20 protein-coding genes are annotated in these 19,535 nt (G+C 55.8%); 9 read left to right on the forward strand and 11 right to left on the reverse strand.

Going from position 1 to position 19,535, the window contains the following annotated elements:
- Nucleotides 1–2 precede the first annotated feature (2 nt).
- From priB to KCG39_RS21165, 4 genes are all read left to right on the forward strand, one after another.
- Nucleotides 3–317, forward strand: a complete 315-nt coding sequence (gene priB, locus KCG39_RS21150) for a primosomal replication protein N (protein WP_004128142.1) — start codon at nucleotides 3–5, stop codon at nucleotides 315–317.
- A gap of 4 nt (nucleotides 318–321) precedes the next feature.
- On the forward strand, nucleotides 322–549 hold the full coding sequence (gene rpsR, locus KCG39_RS21155; RefSeq protein ID WP_000135199.1) for a 30S ribosomal protein S18: 228 nt from the start codon (nucleotides 322–324) through the stop codon (nucleotides 547–549).
- A gap of 41 nt (nucleotides 550–590) precedes the next feature.
- The gene (rplI, locus tag KCG39_RS21160) at nucleotides 591–1,040 is read left to right on the forward strand and encodes a 50S ribosomal protein L9 (protein ID WP_004109068.1); all 450 of its coding nucleotides are present in this window, start codon (nucleotides 591–593) and stop codon (nucleotides 1,038–1,040) included.
- A 146-nt stretch (nucleotides 1,041–1,186) separates the two neighbouring features.
- Nucleotides 1,187–2,140, forward strand: coding sequence for a DMT family transporter (locus tag KCG39_RS21165; RefSeq protein ID WP_004128146.1), 954 nt, complete (start codon nucleotides 1,187–1,189; stop codon nucleotides 2,138–2,140).
- A gap of 4 nt (nucleotides 2,141–2,144) precedes the next feature.
- Here KCG39_RS21165 and KCG39_RS21170 read toward each other — a convergent pair whose 3' ends face one another.
- The gene (locus tag KCG39_RS21170) at nucleotides 2,145–2,804 is read right to left on the reverse strand and encodes a LysM-like peptidoglycan-binding domain-containing protein (protein WP_004128148.1); all 660 of its coding nucleotides are present in this window, start codon (nucleotides 2,802–2,804) and stop codon (nucleotides 2,145–2,147) included.
- 451 nt (nucleotides 2,805–3,255) lie between these two features.
- On the opposite strand from KCG39_RS21170, the gene fklB reads away from it, so the two are divergent.
- Nucleotides 3,256–3,876 carry a BamJ family beta-barrel-assembly machinery protein gene (fklB, locus tag KCG39_RS21175; RefSeq protein WP_004098007.1) on the forward strand — a complete coding sequence of 207 codons (621 nt, stop codon included), beginning with the start codon at nucleotides 3,256–3,258 and terminating at the stop codon, nucleotides 3,874–3,876.
- Between the two features lie 306 nt (nucleotides 3,877–4,182).
- Nucleotides 4,183–5,586, forward strand: a complete 1,404-nt coding sequence (gene cycA / locus KCG39_RS21180) for a D-serine/D-alanine/glycine transporter (RefSeq protein ID WP_004128150.1) — start codon at nucleotides 4,183–4,185, stop codon at nucleotides 5,584–5,586.
- A gap of 114 nt (nucleotides 5,587–5,700) precedes the next feature.
- Here the strand turns inward: cycA and ytfE are convergent, their stop codons facing one another.
- The 4 genes from ytfE to KCG39_RS21200 form a co-directional block, all read right to left on the reverse strand.
- On the reverse strand, nucleotides 5,701–6,363 hold the full coding sequence (gene ytfE, locus KCG39_RS21185) for an iron-sulfur cluster repair protein YtfE (RefSeq protein WP_142447056.1): 663 nt from the start codon (nucleotides 6,361–6,363) through the stop codon (nucleotides 5,701–5,703).
- Nucleotides 6,364–6,445: 82 nt separating this feature from the next.
- Nucleotides 6,446–7,417 carry a DMT family transporter gene (locus tag KCG39_RS21190; RefSeq protein WP_004128153.1) on the reverse strand — a complete coding sequence of 324 codons (972 nt, stop codon included), beginning with the start codon at nucleotides 7,415–7,417 and terminating at the stop codon, nucleotides 6,446–6,448.
- A gap of 75 nt (nucleotides 7,418–7,492) precedes the next feature.
- Nucleotides 7,493–8,317: an AraC family transcriptional regulator gene (locus KCG39_RS21195; RefSeq protein WP_004128154.1), complete on the reverse strand. Its 825-nt coding sequence runs from the start codon at nucleotides 8,315–8,317 to the stop codon at nucleotides 7,493–7,495.
- Between the two features lie 80 nt (nucleotides 8,318–8,397).
- A complete protein-coding gene (locus KCG39_RS21200; RefSeq protein ID WP_142468496.1) occupies nucleotides 8,398–9,246 on the reverse strand; it encodes an SDR family oxidoreductase in 849 nt (282 codons plus the stop codon).
- Nucleotides 9,247–9,336: 90 nt separating this feature from the next.
- Between KCG39_RS21200 and KCG39_RS21205 the strand changes: the two genes are divergently transcribed.
- Nucleotides 9,337–9,714: a winged helix-turn-helix transcriptional regulator gene (locus KCG39_RS21205; protein ID WP_004098015.1), complete on the forward strand. Its 378-nt coding sequence runs from the start codon at nucleotides 9,337–9,339 to the stop codon at nucleotides 9,712–9,714.
- A 52-nt stretch (nucleotides 9,715–9,766) separates the two neighbouring features.
- Here the strand turns inward: KCG39_RS21205 and KCG39_RS21210 are convergent, their stop codons facing one another.
- Nucleotides 9,767–11,710, reverse strand: a complete 1,944-nt coding sequence (locus tag KCG39_RS21210) for a bifunctional 2',3'-cyclic-nucleotide 2'-phosphodiesterase/3'-nucleotidase (RefSeq protein WP_004128158.1) — start codon at nucleotides 11,708–11,710, stop codon at nucleotides 9,767–9,769.
- 191 nt (nucleotides 11,711–11,901) lie between these two features.
- On the opposite strand from KCG39_RS21210, the gene cysQ reads away from it, so the two are divergent.
- The gene (gene cysQ, locus KCG39_RS21215) at nucleotides 11,902–12,645 is read left to right on the forward strand and encodes a 3'(2'),5'-bisphosphate nucleotidase CysQ (protein ID WP_004098019.1); all 744 of its coding nucleotides are present in this window, start codon (nucleotides 11,902–11,904) and stop codon (nucleotides 12,643–12,645) included.
- Here the strand turns inward: cysQ and KCG39_RS21220 are convergent.
- Nucleotides 12,635–13,192: a YtfJ family protein gene (locus tag KCG39_RS21220; RefSeq protein ID WP_004128163.1), complete on the reverse strand. Its 558-nt coding sequence runs from the start codon at nucleotides 13,190–13,192 to the stop codon at nucleotides 12,635–12,637. The genes cysQ and KCG39_RS21220 overlap by 11 nt on opposite strands.
- Before the next feature lie 322 nt (nucleotides 13,193–13,514).
- Between KCG39_RS21220 and KCG39_RS21225 the strand changes: the two genes are divergently transcribed.
- Complete coding sequence (locus KCG39_RS21225; RefSeq protein ID WP_004128166.1) at nucleotides 13,515–13,721, forward strand: DUF1107 domain-containing protein; 207 nt, start codon at nucleotides 13,515–13,517, stop codon at nucleotides 13,719–13,721.
- A 67-nt stretch (nucleotides 13,722–13,788) separates the two neighbouring features.
- Here the strand turns inward: KCG39_RS21225 and araC are convergent, their stop codons facing one another.
- The 4 genes from araC to paeA all read right to left on the reverse strand — a co-directional run bounded on the left by araC (nucleotide 13,789) and on the right by paeA (nucleotide 19,492).
- Nucleotides 13,789–14,661 carry an arabinose operon transcriptional regulator AraC gene (araC, locus tag KCG39_RS21230; RefSeq protein WP_142468497.1) on the reverse strand — a complete coding sequence of 291 codons (873 nt, stop codon included), beginning with the start codon at nucleotides 14,659–14,661 and terminating at the stop codon, nucleotides 13,789–13,791.
- Nucleotides 14,662–14,691: 30 nt separating this feature from the next.
- Nucleotides 14,692–16,701, reverse strand: a complete 2,010-nt coding sequence (locus KCG39_RS21235) for a beta-galactosidase (protein WP_142468498.1) — start codon at nucleotides 16,699–16,701, stop codon at nucleotides 14,692–14,694.
- An 18-nt stretch (nucleotides 16,702–16,719) separates the two neighbouring features.
- A complete protein-coding gene (locus KCG39_RS21240) occupies nucleotides 16,720–17,952 on the reverse strand; it encodes an oligosaccharide MFS transporter (RefSeq protein WP_211811467.1) in 1,233 nt (410 codons plus the stop codon).
- Nucleotides 17,953–18,148: 196 nt separating this feature from the next.
- Nucleotides 18,149–19,492 carry a polyamine export protein PaeA gene (paeA, locus tag KCG39_RS21245; RefSeq protein ID WP_004128175.1) on the reverse strand — a complete coding sequence of 448 codons (1,344 nt, stop codon included), beginning with the start codon at nucleotides 19,490–19,492 and terminating at the stop codon, nucleotides 18,149–18,151.
- Nucleotides 19,493–19,535: the final 43 nt, after the last annotated feature.

Here is a 19,535-nt window from a genome sequence, read left to right on the forward strand (position 1 = left end):
TGATGACCAACCGTCTGGAGCTGTCCGGCATAGTATGCAGGACTCCACTTCGTAAGGTCAGCCCGTCAGGAATTCCACACTGCCAGTTCGTGCTTGAGCATCGTTCAGTGCAGGAGGAAGCCGGTTTTCACCGGCAGGCATGGTGCCAAATGCCCGTGATAATCAGCGGACACGAGAACCAGGCCATTACTCACAGTATAACGGTCGGTAGCGCAGTAATCGTTCGAGGGTTCATCTCTTGCCACAAGGCAAAGAACGGCTTGAGCAAAATGGTTCTGCATGCCGAGCAGATTGAATTGATAGATTCTGGAGACTAGCCATATGGCACGTTATTTCCGTCGTCGCAAGTTCTGCCGTTTCACCGCGGAAGGCGTTCAAGAGATCGACTATAAAGATATCGCTACGCTGAAAAACTACATCACCGAAAGCGGTAAGATTGTCCCGAGCCGTATCACCGGTACCCGTGCAAAATATCAGCGTCAGCTGGCACGCGCAATCAAACGCGCTCGCTACCTGTCCCTGCTGCCGTACACTGATCGTCATCAGTAATCGGTCACGGTCCATTAATACGACTTTGAGAGGATAAGGTAATGCAAGTTATTCTGCTTGATAAAGTAGCAAACCTGGGTAGCCTGGGTGATCAGGTTAACGTTAAAGCGGGCTATGCTCGTAACTTCCTGGTACCACAGGGTAAAGCTGTTCCTGCTACCAAGAAAAACGTTGAATTCTTCGAAGCACGCCGTGCTGAACTGGAAGCCAAACTGGCAGAAGTTCTGAGCGCTGCTAACGCACGTGCTGAAGCAATCAACGCACTGGGCACCGTTACCATCGCGTCTAAATCTGGCGACGAAGGTAAACTGTTCGGTTCCATCGGTACTCGCGACATCGCTGACGCTGTAACTGCAGCTGGCGTTGCCGTTGCTAAGAGCGAAGTTCGTCTGCCGAACGGCGTTCTGCGCACCACCGGTGAGCACGAAGTGGACTTCCAGGTTCACAGCGAAGTTTTCGCTAAACTGGTTGTTAACGTTGTAGCTGAGTAATTAATTACTCAACTCACGTCGAGACGCCGGCCTTGTGCCGGCGTTTTGCTTTTCTGTATTTGTCGAATCTTTTCCTGGTATGGTGGCTATTCTTAGCAACTTTCTGGATAATAAAATAAAACACTATTTTATTTCTGGTGAAGTGAATGGACGCACCCTCGATTTTTTCCCGCAAGAAAGTGGCTTATGCCTGCGCAACCCTCTGCTGTCTGCTGTGGGGAAGCTCCTACCCGGCGATTAAAAGCGGCTATGAACTGTTTCAGATTGCCACTGATGATGTGCCGTCTAAAATCGTCTTTGCTGGCTATCGCTTCCTGTTTGCCGGCGCGCTGCTGCTGCTCTTCGCGCTGGCGCAGCGTAAGCCAATCGCTCGCTTAAATCCCCGTCAGTGCGGCCAGCTGGCGATACTGGGCATCACGCAAACGTCTATCCAGTACGTTTTCTTCTACGTTGGCCTCGCGTTTACCACCGGCGTGAAGGGATCGATTATGAACGCCACAGGTACCTTCTTCAGCGTTCTGCTGGCGCACTTTATCTATCAGAATGACAGGCTGAGCTACAACAAAGCCATCGGCTGTATTGTCGGCTTTGCCGGCGTGATGCTGGTGAACGTTAATCATTCATTGAGCGATTTTAGCTTTATCTGGCAGGGCGACGGCTTTGTAGTGCTGGCGGCGTTTATCCTGTCGGCGGCGACGCTGTACGGTAAGCGCATTTCGCAGACGGTTGACCCGACGGTGATGACCGGCTGGCAACTGGCGTTTGGCGGCCTGGTACTGGTCGGCGGCGGCTATCTGACCGGCGGCACCCTTGAGGTTCACAGCGCAGCTGCTGCGCTGGTTCTGGCTTATTTGACGCTGCTCTCTTCCATTGCTTTTGCTCTATGGAGCGTGCTGCTCAAGCATAACCGGGTGAGTACGATCGCGCCGTTCAACTTTGTGGTTCCGGTAGCCGGCACCGTGCTGTCGGCCATCTTCCTCGGCGAGAATATTCTCGAGCTGAAATATGCGGTTGCGCTGGCGCTGGTGTGCGCCGGGATCTGGTGGGTGAATAAGCCCGGCAAAGCTTCACCGCAGGCCGGGTCAATTACCCGGCCGTGAGACCTTATCGGACGCGAATAAAGCTACCGTTCGACTGGCGGGTAAATAGCACCTGCTGCCCGCCGCCGGTATCGATAGTCAGCCCGGTGACTACGCCATTGGCGTTCTGACGGATCTGTACCGTCTGCCCGGTTTGCAGTGAGCTTAGCGGTTTTCCTGCGCCTTCCACCTGGGCCATGGCGTAAACGTCGGTCGGCGGCAGGTTGTGGTCGCGGAACAGCTGTGCGAGGGTTTTGCCGGATTCAATGCGGTAGGTCCGCCACTGCTGCTCAATGCCGGGAGTCGACTGCGGCTCCTGATAAGGCTGGGAAGCGGTCTGCTGCTGCGGCTGGTCCGGCTGCTCATCCTGAATCGGCTCCGGCGCGACCGGCGCCACCTGATCGGCATCGTTTACGGGCGGCGTATTGGTGATGGGCGGCAGCGGGACAGCCTGATTGCCGGAAGAGGGCTGTGACTGGGATTGCAGGTTGAGGTTCGCCTCGCGGCTGGCCTGAACCTCGCTGCTGTTATCCTCGGAAGGGAGCAGAACGCCGATAATCACCAGCAGCGCTCCGGCAATGATGCCCCGGCGGTGCATCGGCGGTAGCGGATCCATGAGGCGAAAATGATCCGGGGCGTGCCAGATCTTCGCCAGGGTAGATGTCAGTTCAAAGCGCCCGGGCATGGCTTTCCTCCTGCTCCGCATATTTTTATCCTGTAAATAAAGTATATACCCTAAATAATTTAAGTCGCAGGACAAGGTTTGCCTTGAACAGCGCTTGCGCTGGCCCCGTAGGGGCGGGGCCGCAGGCCGAGTAACGCGGCAAGCCAGTAAGTTCCCAGGAGCATAGATAACTATGTGACTGGGGCGCGCTGGCGAAGCCAACGCTCCTGCAACTTAAAGTATGACGGGTATAAATGGCTAACTTCCTGAAGGACGAGACAAAGCTATGTTTCGTGAGGTTAACCTTATCTCTCTATTGTTTCTGTTTCCCTTAGATTTGTCATCATCCAGGCGACAAAGTTTTACCCGTCGTGCTATGGCTGATATGCTTCCCACCTCTTTTCTCTGCTCATCGTCTTTTGCATTTTGGAAGCCAGAGAGCATGAGAGCTCCCACGAAAAAAGGAACAAAGATGGCAACCCCAACTTTTGACACGATCGAAGCACAGGCAAGTTACGGTATCGGCTTGCAGGTTGGACAACAGCTGAGCGAATCTGGCCTGCAGGGGCTGCTGCCGGAAGCGTTGGTCGCCGGTATTGCTGACGCGCTGGAAGGTAAACAGCCGCAGGTGCCGGTGGAAGCCGTTCACCGCGCGCTGCGTGAAATCCACGAACGCGCTGACGCCGTGCGTCGCGAGCGTTTCCAGGAAATGGCCGCGGATGGCGAGAAATACCTGGAAGAGAACCGCGAGCGCGAAGGCGTGAACAGCACCGAATCTGGTCTGCAGTTCCGCGTTCTGACCCAGGGCGAAGGCCCGATCCCGGCGCGTACTGACCGCGTTCGCGTCCACTACACCGGCAAACTGATCGACGGTACCGTCTTCGATAGCTCCGTCGCACGCGGCGAACCGGCTGAGTTCCCGGTGACAGGCGTAATCGGCGGCTGGATTGAAGCGCTGACCCTGATGCCAGTGGGTTCCAAATGGGAACTGACCATTCCGCACAGCCTGGCCTACGGCGAGCGCGGCGCGGGCGCATCCATTCCTCCGTTCAGTACCCTGATTTTTGAAGTTGAACTGCTGGATATTATCTAAACAGCAGGTGCTTCCTCTCCCGTACGGGGGAGGAGGCCGCTTTAAATAGTGTAAAACCCTTAAGTTGAGCGTTTTCCGGAGCTTTATATTGCATATCTGCTTAATGGGTGTATTTTTGTGAGCTGTTTCGCGTAACCTGAGTGATATAACACTCACTTTAAACATAAAATTAACATTATATCTAAATCATAGTATTCATCCCTCCGATTCTTACCTAATATCGATAAACCCTCGTTCCAGGGTTAAGACGAATGAAGGGCCAGCAGAGCCCGAACAACACAGACAGGTACAACAGGAAAAAATCACATGGTAGATCAGGTAAAAGTCGCTGCCGACGAACAGGCTCCGACTGAACAATCGCTGCGGCGAAATCTCACTAACCGGCATATTCAGCTTATTGCTATCGGTGGTGCGATCGGCACCGGGCTGTTTATGGGCTCAGGCAAAACCATCAGCCTTGCCGGGCCGTCAATTATTTTTGTTTATATGATCATCGGCTTTATGCTGTTTTTCGTCATGCGCGCCATGGGCGAACTGCTGCTGTCGAATCTCGAATACAAGTCGTTCAGCGATTTTGCCGCCGACCTGCTGGGCCCTTGGGCAGGCTATTTTACCGGCTGGACCTACTGGTTCTGCTGGGTAGTAACCGGGATGGCGGACGTGGTGGCGATCACCGCCTACGCGCAGTTCTGGTTCCCGGGACTCTCCGACTGGGTCGCCTCGCTGGCGGTCATCCTGCTGCTGCTGGGCCTTAACCTCGCCACCGTGAAGATGTTCGGCGAGATGGAGTTCTGGTTTGCGATGATCAAAATCGTCGCTATCGTGGCGCTGATCGTCGTCGGCCTGGTGATGGTGATGATGCACTTCCAGTCACCGACCGGGGTAGAAGCTTCTTTCGCCCATCTGTGGAATGACGGCGGCTGGTTCCCGAAAGGCATCAGCGGATTCTTTGCCGGCTTCCAGATAGCGGTCTTCGCCTTTGTGGGCATCGAACTGGTGGGAACCACGGCGGCGGAAACGAAAGATCCTGAGAAATCCCTGCCGCGGGCGATTAACTCAATTCCAATCCGTATCATTATGTTCTACGTCTTTGCGCTGATCGTGATTATGTCAGTGACGCCGTGGAGCTCCGTCGTGCCGTCAAAGAGCCCGTTCGTTGAACTGTTTGTGCTGGTCGGGCTGCCGGCGGCGGCAAGCCTGATCAACTTCGTGGTGCTGACCTCGGCGGCCTCTTCCGCTAACAGCGGCGTGTTCTCCACCAGCCGTATGCTGTTCGGTCTGGCGCAGGACGGACAGGCGCCGAAAATGTTCGCCAAGCTGTCGAAGCGCGCGGTACCGGCGAAAGGCCTGACCTTCTCCTGTATGTGTCTGCTGGGCGGCGTGGTGATGCTGATGGTCAATCCAAGCGTGATCGCGGCGTTTACCATGATTACCACGGTGTCGGCGATCCTGTTTATGTTCGTCTGGACGATTATCCTGTGCTCGTATCTGGCCTATCGCAGAAAGCGTCCGCAGCTGCATGAGCAGTCCAAATATAAGATGCCGCTGGGCAAACTGATGTGCTGGGTGTGCATGGCATTCTTCGTCTTTGTGCTGGTCCTGCTGACGCTGGAAGCCGATACCCGCGAAGCGCTGATGGTGACCCCGCTGTGGTTTGTGCTGCTCGGCGCGGGCTGGCTGTTTGCCGGCAAGAAGCGCCTGGCGAAATAAAAAATCTTCGGCAGCGGTTTTTAACGTTGCTTGCAACGGTCCGTCATAAAAAAGGCCACCCGGGGTGGCCAATAAGACTGACAATGTCGAGGGCGCCTGCGGGCGCCTTTTTATTTACTTTCCGGCGAGGGCGCGCGGGAACAGGACGTTATTTTCAAGGCTGATGTGCTCCATCAGGTCATCAATCAGCTCGTTGATGCCGTTGTACATCGCTTTCCAGGTAGTGCAGGCTTCTGCCGGTGGCGTCACGTTCTGCGTGATGTGCTTAATCACCTCCAGCAGCTCGCCCGCGTCATCATGTTCGCTTTCCATCACGCTGATAGGGCCGCCGGCCTGCGTTCCCATGCCCTGTTTGATCATCGGGAACAGAATCTGCTCCTCTTTCATCATATGGCTGGAAAGCTCCTGGTGCAGCATGGTCAGGTACTTGGTTAAGCCTTTCGGAACGTTGGGCTTGTCGGCGTGAACGCGCTCGACTTTAGTGGCCTGTAAAATCAGCTCCGGCAGCTGCTCACGATGCCGGTCGTGATAGCGAACGATAATGTGATCGATGATTTCCGCATAGGGGGCAGCCCGCCAGTCGTGCTCTACCGGCTCTTCCGCCAGTTTGGCCAGCTCGGCTTCAATCACCGCGACGTCCAGCTCTTTGCGCGACGCCGCGCGCTCCAGCGTCTGTTTGCCGCCGCAGCAGTAGTCCATATCGTATTGACGGAACAGCGCGGAGGCGCGCGGAATCGTCAGCGCCAGCTCGCCTAAAGGTTGGTCACGGAAAGCCATAGCAGTTACCTCGTCATCAAGAATATAAGTTGTATTTTAAATGCATCTTATGTTCCTGGGAATACCCCTTTAGGATACCAGGCTATTTTTTCTCGCTGACCAGCTCCTGCAGCGCGGGCTTTTCCGGGCGGGCACGCACGGCGGACACCACGCCGAGCACCAGCAGCAGGATACCGCTGAAGGTGAGAAACGGGGGCAGGCTCTGGCGCAGAATAAAGGTATACAGCAGTCCGGCAAGGGTTTCGAAGACGATCAGCGGCCCGAGGATCACCGTTGGCAGGCGCTGGCTGGCAACGTTCCAGCACCACGCGCCGACCCATGAGCAGAAAATGGCGATCGCCAGCATTAGGGTGACAAATACCGCCGGGCGCGGGCCGAAGGGGAGCGGAAAGTCCGCGTGCTGGCCGTGCAGCCACCCGCAGGCGATAAGGTATCCGGCCAGGGATACCGGCAGGGTCACCAGCGCCTGCGCGGTGGCCCACATCATCGGTGGCTTATCCGGATTTTCCCGCAGCCAGCGGGCGTTGCGCAGCGCGTACCAGGCCCAGCACACCACCGAGATCAGTGCCAGCGCGATACCGGAACCGTAGCGCCACGGGCTGAAATCAGGTAAGCCCTGATGCAGCTCGGCGATATTGACGCACGCCAGGCCGAGGGCAATACAGACCAGCGCCGGGAACAGGCGTCGCCACGGCAGCTTGCCGTCGCGCTGGCTATAGAGCAGGTTAGCGAAAACCGGCAGCACGACCGGCAGGGTGCCGATAATCATGGTCGATACCGGCGCGCCGGTACGCTGAATGGCGCTGGCCAGGCAGACGTAATAGATTAAGTTGCCCATCATGGTCAGCCCCAGCGCTGTCCACCAGTCTTTCCCGGTGAGCTGGCGCAGCCGCGCGCGGCCCAGCCAGGCCAGCGGCAGAGCGATCAGCCCCAGCGCCAGATAGCGCCCCATCGACTGTAAAACAGCCGGGTATTCCGGCACCAGTAAAGGACCCACGAATATCAATCCCCACATCAGCCCTGCCAGCAGGGCGTACAGCACACCACTAATCATCACGCCTTCCATTACTCTTTTCGTTGGCGACAGTGTAGGCGAGGCAAAAGCGGGAATATTGTATGAGGTTGCGCATTAGCGCGGGAGAACCTGCTTTTGATAACGCACCGGCGTAATGCCGTAGCGGCGAGTGAAGGCGCGCGTCAGGTGCGACTGGTCGGTCAGCCCGGCGGCGAGAGCAACGTCGGCGGCGGGCATGCCGTGGGTAAGAAACGCTTTGGCGCGCCACAGGCGAATCGCCATCAGCATCTGGTGCGGCGTGACGTGAAAGTGCGCTTTGAACTGGCGTTGAAAATGGTATGGGCTGAGCGCCGCCACCTGCGCCAGCTCATCGAGGGTGACCGTACGCATATAATTGTCGTGCAGATAGTCGCGTACCCGCTCGAAGCGGTGGCGGGCCTCGGGCAGCGCAGCGGCGTGATGGGCAAACGGACGGAAGGTATCGATGAGATCCAGCAGCAGGCCCTGCTGCGCCAGCGGATCGTCGGTATGCCACAGGCCATAGATAAGATTGCCGATTTGCCGGGAGCGCAGCGGATCCTGGCGAACCACCTCGCTGAACCACCAGTGGCGTTCGCCGGTCACCTCTTCCAGCGTATCCGGGTCGAGATAAATCATTCGATAGCGCCAGCCGTCGGCGGTCTCTGCCTCGCCGGTGTGCAGCTCATCGGGGTTCATGGTGACGATCGAGTTAACCGAAGCCACGTGCTGGCTGCCGCGATAGCGAAAACGCTCGGCGCCGAGCTCGATCGCGCCGATACCAAAGGCTTCATGGGTGTGCGGTTCAAAGGCGTAGCGGGAGATATGGGCATGGTACAGCTCAACGCCGGGCAGCTGCGCCAGATGGCGAAAGCGCGCGCTGTCTCTTTCATCACTGAACTGTTCTGGTACGCCTTGCATGCGATAACTCCCGACGGACATCCTTTTATTATTGAGGATGGTCCGCCGGGATGCTACAAAAATTAACCACTATGTAACAGTTACAGAATGCCTTTGACGCTCTCTGCCAGCGTCGTGGTTGGGCGACCGATGAGCTTACTCAGGGTGCAGCTATCGTCGAACAGACCGCCTTTGGACGCGCCGGTATCAGAATCCGCCAGCATATCCGCCAGACCGGCAGGTAGCCCGACGCCCTTCAGCGCGGCGGCGAAGTCGGCTTCGCTGAGGTTTTGATACACCACGTTTTTACCGCTTTGTTTGCTCAGCTCAGCGGCCAGTTCGCTCAGCGTCCACGCCTCATCGCCCGCCAGTTCATACACTTTTCCGGCGTGGCCCTCTTCGGCGATAACGCGAGCGGCGGCGGCGGCGTAGTCTGCGCGGGTCGCGGAGGCGATTTTGCCGTTACCGGCCGCGCCGATAAACACGCCGTGCTCAATCGACGGCGGCGCGCTGGCGAGATAGTTTTCGGTGTACCAGCCGTTGCGCAGCAGAGCATACGCAATGCCGGAGTCGGCGAGCATTTTCTCGGTGGCGATATGCTCATCGGCCAGCCCCAGCGGGGAGGTATCGGCGTGCAGCAGGCTGGTGTAGGCGATAAATTTTACGCCGGCGGCTTTCGCCGCGTTAATTACGTTACGGTGCTGGACGGCACGCTGGCCGACTTCGCTGGACGAGATCAGCAGCAGTTTGTCTATGCCCTGCAGGGCGGCGGTCAACGCGGCTTCATCGCTGTAGTCGGCCTGACGAACCACCACGCCCTGTTGACTCAGCGATTCGGCCTTCGCCGGGTTGCGCACGATAGCCACAACCTGGCCTGCGGGGACGGTAGTTAACAGATTTTCCAGGACGTGCTGGCCAAGCTGGCCAGTGGCGCCGGTAATGGCGATCATAAGTCTTCTCCTTCGTGTTCATTGGCAGTTGTGGTAAGCTAACACCTTAACTAACTTTTAGTAAGTACGTACAAAAAGGTAAGTGTGAATATGGCGAATCTGACGCTAAGCGAGCAGCTACGCAACGGCAACCTGTTTGCCGAACAGTGCCCCTCGCGGGAAGTGCTCAAGCACGTGACCAGCCGCTGGGGCGTACTGATTTTGGTGTCCCTGCGCGATGGCACCCATCGGTTTAGCGATCTGCGGCGTAAGATCGGCGGCGTCAGCGAAAAGATGCTGGCCCAGTCGTTGCAGGCGCTGGAGCAGGATGGCTTTCTTAACCGCGTGTCGTACCCGGTGGTACCGCCGCACGTTGAATATAGTCTGACTCCGCTCGGTGAGCAGGTAAGCGAGAAGGTGGCGGCGCTGGCGGACTGGATTGAGCTGAACCTGCCCGCGGTTCTGGCGAACCACGAACAGGTAGCATGAGGGTGATGCCTGGGTAGCCCCGGTAGGCGTAGCGCAACCGGGGAACGGGCAATTACTGACTCAAATCCAGCTGATAAATGGCAAAACCGATATCGTCGGTTGCGACCTGGCGCATCGGGTATTGCGCTTTCTCTTTGATAAACGCCGCGGCCTTATCGCCCGGTGAGGTTTCAAAGCGAATATCCAGCGGTACGCTGCTATGGATCGGCGCCAGTCGCCAGTTGTTATCCGCCGCCGGATGGATCTCGCCGTTTTTCTTCGACTCCGCGCCAATCCACGCCGCCAGCACCGAGCGGTTTTCATCCGGCGAGGCGAACGCGATATGATCCTCGCCGGTGCCCTGGAATTTACCGCCGTAAGCGCGGTAGTTATTGGTCGCGACGAGGAAAGTGGCGTTCTGATCGATTGGCTTGCCGTTAAAGGTCAGGTTTTTAATTCGCTCGGCCTGCGGATTAACGGGCTGACATTCGCCGTCATAGCGCGCCGGCTGGGTGATATCGATCTGGTAGTTCACGCCGTCAATCACGTCGAAGTTGTAGGTGCGGAAGCTGTCCCAGTTAATCAGCGACTGCGGCTTGCTGCTGGCGGGGTCAATCTGATTGAACTGCCCGGCGGAACACTCCAGCCACTCTTTCACCTCTTTACCACTCACTTTCATCACCACCAGGGTGTTGGGATACAGGTAGAGATCGGCGGCGTTGCGGAAGGTGAGCTGACCTTTTTCCACTTCCACAAAGCTGGCCGGATCGTTTTTCCGTCCGCCGACTTTAAACGGCGCGGCGGCGGAGAGTACCGGCAGCTTCGCCAAATCCGGGTCGCCCTGAATATAGTGCTCCACATAGGCTTTCTGGGCCATGTTGACCACCTGTACGGTCGGGTCATCCTGCACCAGCGCCAGGTAGCTGTACATATTGTCCGAGGATTTACCGATCGGTTTGCCGACAAACTCGCGGGTGGCGTCATGGTCGGCTTTTAATACCGCCACCATATTGCTGTCTTCTGCCGCCAGCGATTTCTTCGCCGCCGCATCGTAGATCGGGCGCGCTTCGGCTTTCGCTGCGCTGACCTGCCATTTGCCGCTGTCGTTGTTCAGAACCAGATCGACCACCCCAAGATGATCGCCCCACATGCCCGGCATCACCGCCGGTACGCCGTTCAGCGTACCTTTCGCGATATCTGCGCCTTTAATACCGGCAAAATCTTTGCTCGGGAAGACGGCATGCGCGTGGCCGAACATAATGGCATCGACGCCGGGCACCTGGCTTAAATAGTAAACGGAGTTCTCCGCCATCGCCTGATACGGGTCGGCGGAGAGGCCGGAGTGGGCAATGACCACCACCACATCCGCGCCTTTTTCACGCATTTCCGGGACAAACTTGCGCGCGGTTGCGGTAATGTCGTTGACGGTGACTTTGCCGCTGAGATTGGCTTTATCCCAGGTCATAATCTGCGGCGGTACGAAGCCGATATAGCCAATGCGCAGCGTCTGCGTTTTGCCGTCGCTATCCTGTACCTGGGTATCCTGAATCAGATAAGGCGTAAACATCGGTTTGCCGGTTTTAGCATCGATGATATTGGCGTTTACGTAGGGGAATTTCGCGCCGGCCAGCGCTTTGTGCAGGAAGTCGAGTCCGTAGTTAAACTCGTGGTTACCGAGGTTGCCCACCGTATAGTCCAGGGTATTCATTGCCTTATAGACCGGGTGAACATCGCCCTCTTTCAGCCCCTTCGCCGCCATATAGTCGCCCAGCGGGCTGCCCTGAATGACGTCGCCGTTATCGACCAGCACGCTGTTTTTGGCTTCCTGGCGTGATTTCTCAATCAGGGTTGCGGTGCGCACCAGGCCAAATTTTTCCGTGGCGCTGTCTTTGTAATAGTCAAAGTCCATCATATTACTGTGCAGATCGGTGGTTTCCATGATCCGCAAATCGACCGTCGCCGCATTTACGCTGGCGGCGATCAGCGTGGCCAGCAGCGTTGCGCTAAACTTAATCATCAGTGGCGTCCTTTTTTATGAGCAATAGCACAGAAGAAAATGTATTTACATTCTGTTGCTTACAGAAATGTGAATCATGCCAGAAAAGGGATCAATGAAACCGGCATCGTTATCACAGATAGCGGAACTCACAATGATGCGATATAAATAAAACAACGAGTTAACGCCACTGTAACCAGACGAGGTGGAGAATGTTAGAACAAGTATGTCAGCTTGCACGGAACGCGGGCGATGCCATCATGGAAGTTTACGATGGAAAACAGCCGATGGACGTTGCCAGCAAGAAGGACGATTCTCCGGTCACGGCCGCGGATATTGCGGCGCACAAGGTGATTATCAGCGGCCTGCTGGCGCTGACGCCCGATATTCCGGTTCTGTCGGAAGAGGACCCGCCGGCCTGGGAGGTGCGCCAGCACTGGCAGCGCTACTGGCTGGTGGACCCGCTGGACGGCACCAAAGAGTTTATCAAGCGCAACGGCGAGTTCACGGTCAATATCGCCTTGATTGAGAACGGGAAGCCGATCCTTGGCGTAGTCTACGCGCCGGTGATGAAGGTGATGTACAGCGCGGAAAAGGGCAAAGCATGGAAAGAGGAGTGCGGCGTTCGCAAGCAGATTCAAGTCCGCGATGCGCGTCCGCCGCTGGTGGTGATTAGCCGATCCCACGGCAATGACCCGGAACTGCAGGAGTATCTGGAGCAGCTTGGCGAACACCAGACCACCTCAATCGGTTCATCGCTGAAGTTCTGTCTGGTCGCCGAAGGGCAGGCCCAGCTTTATCCGCGCTTCGGGCCGACCTCCACCTGGGATACCGCGGCCGGTCATGCGGTGGCCAGCGCCGCCGGGGCGCACGTTCACGACTGGCAGGGGCGTACCCTTGATTACACGCCGCGTGAATCGTTCCTCAACCCCGGCTTCCGGGTCTCTATTTATTGAGCAGCTTGTGCAGCAGGGCCACCACCTGCTGCACCTCTTCCTGACTAAGCGCGCCGTCTTTAGCCCACTGTACGCGGCCGTCTTTATCCAGAACCACGATGGCTGAACTCTCCTCATTAAGCTGCCACGCTTTGCGGACCACACCGTTGCTGTCGACGATAAACTGCGACCAGGGGTAAAGCTGCTTGTTGCTCTCAATACTGCTGCGGACAAACATGCCTGAACCCGGGATAGCGTCATCGGTATTGACGATAGTGGTGGTTTGATAGCGATCGTGCGGCAGCTTCGCACTTTTAATCGCTTCAATCAGGGTCGCGTTTTTTTCTTTTGCCGACGAGCGCCCGGCAATATGTTGCACGACGCGCACTTTCCCCACCAGCTGCGCGCTATTCCAGCTTTTATAGCTAAACTTATCGTTGTTCAGTACCAGCTCCCCCCGATCCGCGACGCCGACCGGCGCAACGCGCTGACCATCGACAAAGTTATGCGCCGACGCCATCAGCGGGAACAGGAGACATGAAACGGCCAGTAATCTATGTAGGGTCATGGTGTTTCCTTTTATTATTTGTGCAGGTGATCCGACCACTTGGTCTGCTTTAATCATAAATGCGATTTATGGGCATTACCCGCAATGATGGTGCCAGTTTGCGTGTTAACGCACAAATTCGTCCAAAATCGGCGACTTATACTACCTTCATCGGATGCCTGAAACGAAAACTCTGAATTATTGTCATCATAAGGTAAATAAACTTATACATACTGGGTATCACTCAGATTCTGGACTATAGTTTCAGGGCACTAAAATTTGCGCTTCCGGTACGTGGGCTAACTGTGGCACCACAGGAGCGTAACCCTGGCAGGAGACAACAATGAAAATTTTCCAACGCTACAATCCGCTACAAGTAGCGAAGTACGTGAAGATCCTGTTCCGTGGACGTTTGTATATCAAGGACGTTGGCGCTTTTGAGTTTGATAAGGGCAAAATCCTTATCCCGAAGGTGAAGGACAAGCTGCATTTGTCGGTGATGTCCGAAGTCAATCGTCAGGTTATCCGTCTGCAAACAGAGATGGCATAATCTGAAAAGTGGTATGGCTACACGGTAAAAAGGCGGCTCCCAACGGGAGCCGTTGATGTTTCTGGACCTATTCCTTCATTTGCGCATAGCGTTTGCGGTACTCGCCCGGCGGAATGCCGTTATGCTTGCGGAAAATGCGCGTGAAATAGACCGGGTCTCCATAACCTACCGACAGGGCGATTTTGTTAAGCGGCAGCGACGTGGTTTGGATCAGCCACTTTGCGCGGTTAATGCGCTGCGCCTCGCGCCAGGCGTAAACCGTTTGCCCCAGTTCATTTTTGAACAGATGCGCCAGCCGGGAGGGGGAGATAAAAACCATCGCCGCCAGGTTCTCAATCTTAATCTCCTGGGCAATATGTTCGTTAAGATAGTCGCATACGGCGTTAATCCGCGGATCGTGGGCGTGGCGGTTGCTGATCGGCTGTCGCTGAAAGCAGCTCAGGATCAGGCGCTCCAGCGCGTTCATCGCCAGCGCCTCCGACAGCGGGGCGGAAGCGGAGTGATGGCGGATGACCTCATAGAACAGATCGCGCAGGCTTTGCAACTGCTCAGGATCGTTGACCGTGGTTTTACCAATGCCGTGGGTCGTTTGATCCCATTTTAGCCAGTCTATCCAGTAGGGCCGGGGGATAAAGTAGATCCATAGGTGATCCCAGTAGTCGCTGTGTTCGTCCCGTCCATAATGGTGGGGAACGCCGGGCGGGAAGAGCAGCAGATCGTTTTCACGAAACAGAAGAGAGCCGTCGCCCGCTTTCGCGCGCGCCTGGCCGCGCAGGGTCAGATTGATGATGTAACCTTTCATTCCCTGCGGGCGGTTAATGTAGTAGTCCAGCTTTGAGCCGCGGGTGATGGGAGTAAAGCCGGCGACGACCCAGGCGTTGAAGGTAAAGGTCTTCATCAATGGCGAGAAGTTCAGTAGCTCATTGATATCCAGTTGCATCGTTTCCCCCGCCCGAGCGGCGCCGCTCGCTTAACTTTCGATGATACTAAATTCCCATGCCCTGAGACGCAACGGCTGGCCGCAGTGAACTTTTTCCCCGCTCAGCAGCGCGTTGCCCGATGTCTCGCTGATAAACGCCAGCGGATCGCCGGAGTAGTTAAACAGGAAGTGGATGCTATTACCGTCGCGGTTGCGCATCTTTTTGACCACCAGAGGATAGCGGTAGGCCGAGGTGCGTGAACGCAGCTCCAGACCCACTGTCAGCCGGTCGAACAGTTGGCTAATCAGCGTTTTTTGCGGCAGGAAGCCAACGTAAATCGCCCGGCCCTGGCCGTAATCCGCCTCGGTGGCGGCGGCATAGTCGCCCCATGCCGGATGCTGATAGCGCAGTAGCGTACGGGTACCGGCGTCCGGCGTCAGCAGCTCCATCCACAGCTCGGCCTGGTTATCTTTGCTGCAATCAATGTCCGAGCTGCACGCGCTTACCGTCGTCTCTTCCGGCAGGGTGAACTGGCTGTAGCTCACGCCGCAGCTTTCGCACAAAACTCCCGGCTGCGCGCCGCTGCGCACCTTTACGTTTTCATCGCTAAAGCCCGATTTAAAGCCGATCAGCGCTCTGCCGCCCTGTTCAATATAGCGGTTAATGCGCGTAAGCAGGCCATCATCCGCGGCGTAGAGTCCGGGTACGATCAGCACGCGATAGCGCGAGGTTTCCTCGTTAACGTCGTGGATAATATCGAGGCTGATATTGTGGTCGTACAGCGCATCGTGGAAGCGGCGGAAAATATCGTTATAAATATTGCCCTGCGCGTCGCCGGGGCGGAACTGGTTAAGGGCGTCCATCGCCTCATTGCTGATCAGCAGCGCGACGTCGTTTTCTGCCTTCAGCTCCGCCAGCTGCGGCGACAGGCGGGCGAAGTCAGCCCCGATAGTGGTGGCCTCCTGCCAGGTCGCGTTGCGTGAAAAGTCATGGCTTAACAGCCCTTTCCAGTAAGTTTCGAACGCGTTATGAATCGAATGCCAATGCCAGTAAGAGACCATCGCCGCCCCCGAGGCCACGTGGCTAAAGGCCTGCAGGCGCAGCTGGCCCGGATAAGGAGTCCATTGGGCAAAGCCCTGCGCCTGGGTTTCCAGCACGAAGTAATTCTTACCCTGCTTGAGCGAGCGCGTAATGGCGCCGCCAAACGCGATTTCCCGCCCGGTCAGGTGCTTCTGGCCCGGGTGATAGATATCGACACCGGCAATATCCAGCGCCTGCGCCGCCGCAAAATGGTCGACTCGCGGCTGCACGCCGTAGGAGTAGCCGCGCCATTCAAAATCGAAGTTGTGGGTGACGAACTGATGCGGCTGGGCATATTCGCGCACGATCTCCGCCTGCCAGGCGAGATACTCCGTCACCTGCTGGCGCTGGTAGCGAGAGAACGCGCAGGCGAGGCTGGCGTTAATGGTATTCTCGACCGGCGGAAAATCCTGCCAGCTATCAATACGGTTGCTCCAGTAGTCCAGACCAAAATCGTTATTCAACCGGTCGAGATGGGGGTATTTTTCCCGCAGGCTGCGCACAAAACCCTCTTGCATATAGCGGCCGATATTATCGTAATGCTTGGTTTCGTTATCCAGCTGCCAGCCAATAATCGCCGGATGGTGCTGCACGTGCGTCATTAGCGTACAGATAATCTTTTCGGCATAGCGGCGAAAGGTCGGGTTGACGATATCCATAATCTGGCGCGGGCCATATTTTTGCTGGCCATCGACCGTGGTGACCAGTATGTCCGGATGTTTAGCCGCCAGCCAGGCCGGGACGGCGTAGGTCGGCGTACCGATAATCACCGCGATCCCCGCCTCATGCATGGCATTCAGCACCCGGTCGATATGATAGAAGTTATATTCACCCTCCCGGGGCTCGAGCGTACTCCAGGTCGATTCGGCAATGCGCACCACGTTAATGCCCGTTTCCTGCATTAAGGCGATATCTTTTGCCAGCCGCTCTTCCGGCATATATTCATCGTAATAGGCCACGCCATAAAATAAATCAGACATACAGGTTACCTCCTTAAATTAATGCGCGGGCGCCGGCTGCGGGGCAAAAGCGCGCGCTTTATCCAGCGTAATAAATGAAATCAGCGTAAAGCACAGGGCGATACCGCCGAGCACGATATAGCTGCTGGTAAAGCCCATGCTCTGGTACATATGACCGATGCCAGTAGAAAGGAAAATAGAGCTAAAGCTTTTCGAAAACTGGAAGCCGATTAAATAAACCGTGGCTGATAGCAGCGGGTTGAAGTTGGCGGTGATATATTTCAGCGCGGCAACGAGTAATACCGAACTTTCAAAACCGTGCAGCAGTTTAATCAGGCTAATGGACACCGGGCCAATAGCCCAGGCCGAGCCGATAATGCGCAGACTCATAATCATTCCGCAGTACAGCAGAGCATTTTTTGGGCCGATTTTATTCACGAACCATGGGGCGAAGAACATCACCACCGCATCAAGGAAAATCTGACCTGTGGTTAAATAGCCGAACACTTCCACGCCGCGCGCTTTGCTCTCAAAGAAGTGGCTGTAATAGATGGCGAACTGCTGGTCGTAGGTTTCATATACCGCGCCGACACCGATCGTGTAGATCGCGAAGAACCAGAATTTCTTCATTTTCAGCAGCGAGGTGGCGTCGCTCAGGGTGACCGGAGAGGCTTTACGACTCTGCATCGCGCCTTGTTTATGCGCGCTGATCTGCATTTTCCAGACAATGACCAGCAGGCATAAGCCTGCGCAACTGGCCAGCCAGAAAATCATGTTCTGGTCGATCCCGTAGAGCTTGCCTGCCGCGAAGGTGCCGATAGCCGCGCCAATGCCGCCAAACATTCTTGCGCGACCAAACTCAAAGCCGGAAGCGCGGCTGACTTTATCAATGTAAGCTTCGCAAATACCGCAGCCTGCGCCGTAGGCCATGCCAATATAAATGCCGCCGGCCAGCGCCCCGAGAAAAACGTTAACTTTTAATAATGGCGCAAAGACGTAGATCCAGTAGGGGGCAAAAAGGGTAATAATGATGGCCAGCATCCACATCAGGTTTTTACGATAAACCAGCCTGTCGGATATAAAACCGAATAGCGGCTGAACGCAAACGGCAATAACCGCAGTAAAGGAATAAACCAGACCGACATCAGTATAATTAATACCGATGATTTCCGTTAACCACAATGATAAATAAGGATAGCAGCATCCCCAGCCAATAAAGAAGAACAGGAAGAACAGACAGCTTATATAGTAGTTTTTATTTGATTCTATCATGGTAACCCTCGCTTCCTTTATTCAGGAATATGATCGTGTAGTCGCGAGCAAAGTTACCTTTTTGTGCAGAGGGGAGTCATGAACGTTTCGCTATGGAGCAGTAAAAATCTGCTATCGCCCGAGGGGCGTGAGCCGCCTCACATTCGGGCAATAAAAAAGGCGGATTTTCATCCGCCTTGTCGGTTCGTCAAACGCTTTACGCCGACTCTTTATCGCTATTCGCCGCGTCCGGCAGCTTGGGCACCAGCACCGTCGGCTTATTGTCGATACGGGTCACCAGCAGCTGATCGATACGGTAGTTATCGATATCCACCACTTCGAACTTATAGCCGGAGAATTTCACCGCATCGGTCCGCTTGGGAATTTTACGCAGCATAAACATCATAAAGCCGCCAATGGTCTCGTAATTGCCAGACTGCGGGAAATCATCGATATCCAGCACCCGCATCACGTCGTCAATCGGCGTCCCGCCGTCGATGAGCCAGGAGTTTTCATCGCGCGCGACGATCTGCTCTTCCAGACCCTGGCCGACGAGGTCGCCCATCAGGGTGGTCATCACGTCGTTAAGGGTGATAATCCCAACCACCAGCGCATACTCGTTCATGATCACGGCGAAGTCTTCACCGGCGGTTTTAAAGCTTTCCAGCGCTTCAGAGAGCGTCAGGGTGTCCGGGACAATCAGGGTATTGCGGATCTGCACGCCGCCGGTCAGTACCAGGCTCTGGTTCGCCAGCACGCGGTTCAGCAGGTCTTTAGAGTCAACGTAGCCGATGATGTGGTCGATATCTTCGTTACACACCAGGAATTTGGAGTGTGGATGCTCCGCGACCTTATTCTTCAGGCTCTGCTCATCTTCATGAAGATCGAACCAGATGACGTTTTCACGCGAGGTCATAGATGAAGGCACGGTGCGCGATTCCAGCTCGAACACGTTTTCAATCAGCTCATGCTCCTGCTTACGCAGCACCCCGGCCAGCGCGCCGGCTTCCACCACGGCGTAGATATCATCAGAGGTAATGTCGTCTTTACGCACCATCGGAATTTTGAACAGGCGGAAGATGTTGTTGGCCATGCCGTTAAACAACCACACCAGCGGGCGGAAGATAAACAAGCAGAAGCGCATCGGGTTGATGATGCGTAAAGCGACGGCTTCAGGCGCGATCATACCGATGCGTTTCGGAGTCAGGTCAGCAAACAGAATGAACAGGCTGGTGACCAGGGTAAAGGAAATAATAAAGCTCAGCTGCTCGGAGAGCTCCGGCGACAGATAGCGGTTCAGCAGGCCGTAGAAAGCCGGTGAAAACGCAGCGTCGCCGACGATACCGCCGAGAATCGCCACCGCGTTGAGGCCGATTTGCACCACGGTAAAGAACATACCGGGGTTTTCCTGCATCTTCAGCACGCGTTGAGCGTTGATGTTGCCATCATCGGCCAGCAGCTTGAGTTTGATTTTACGTGATGCGGCCAGCGAGATTTCCGATATCGAAAAGAACGCACTGACGGCTATCAGACAGAGTATTACTAAAATACTGTTTAACATATCTTATCTGACCGTTGAGATCAGATCCTCGGAAGGGAAGTGG

Source organism: Klebsiella pasteurii, assembly GCF_018139045.1.
GTDB classification, from domain to species: domain Bacteria; phylum Pseudomonadota; class Gammaproteobacteria; order Enterobacterales; family Enterobacteriaceae; genus Klebsiella; species Klebsiella grimontii.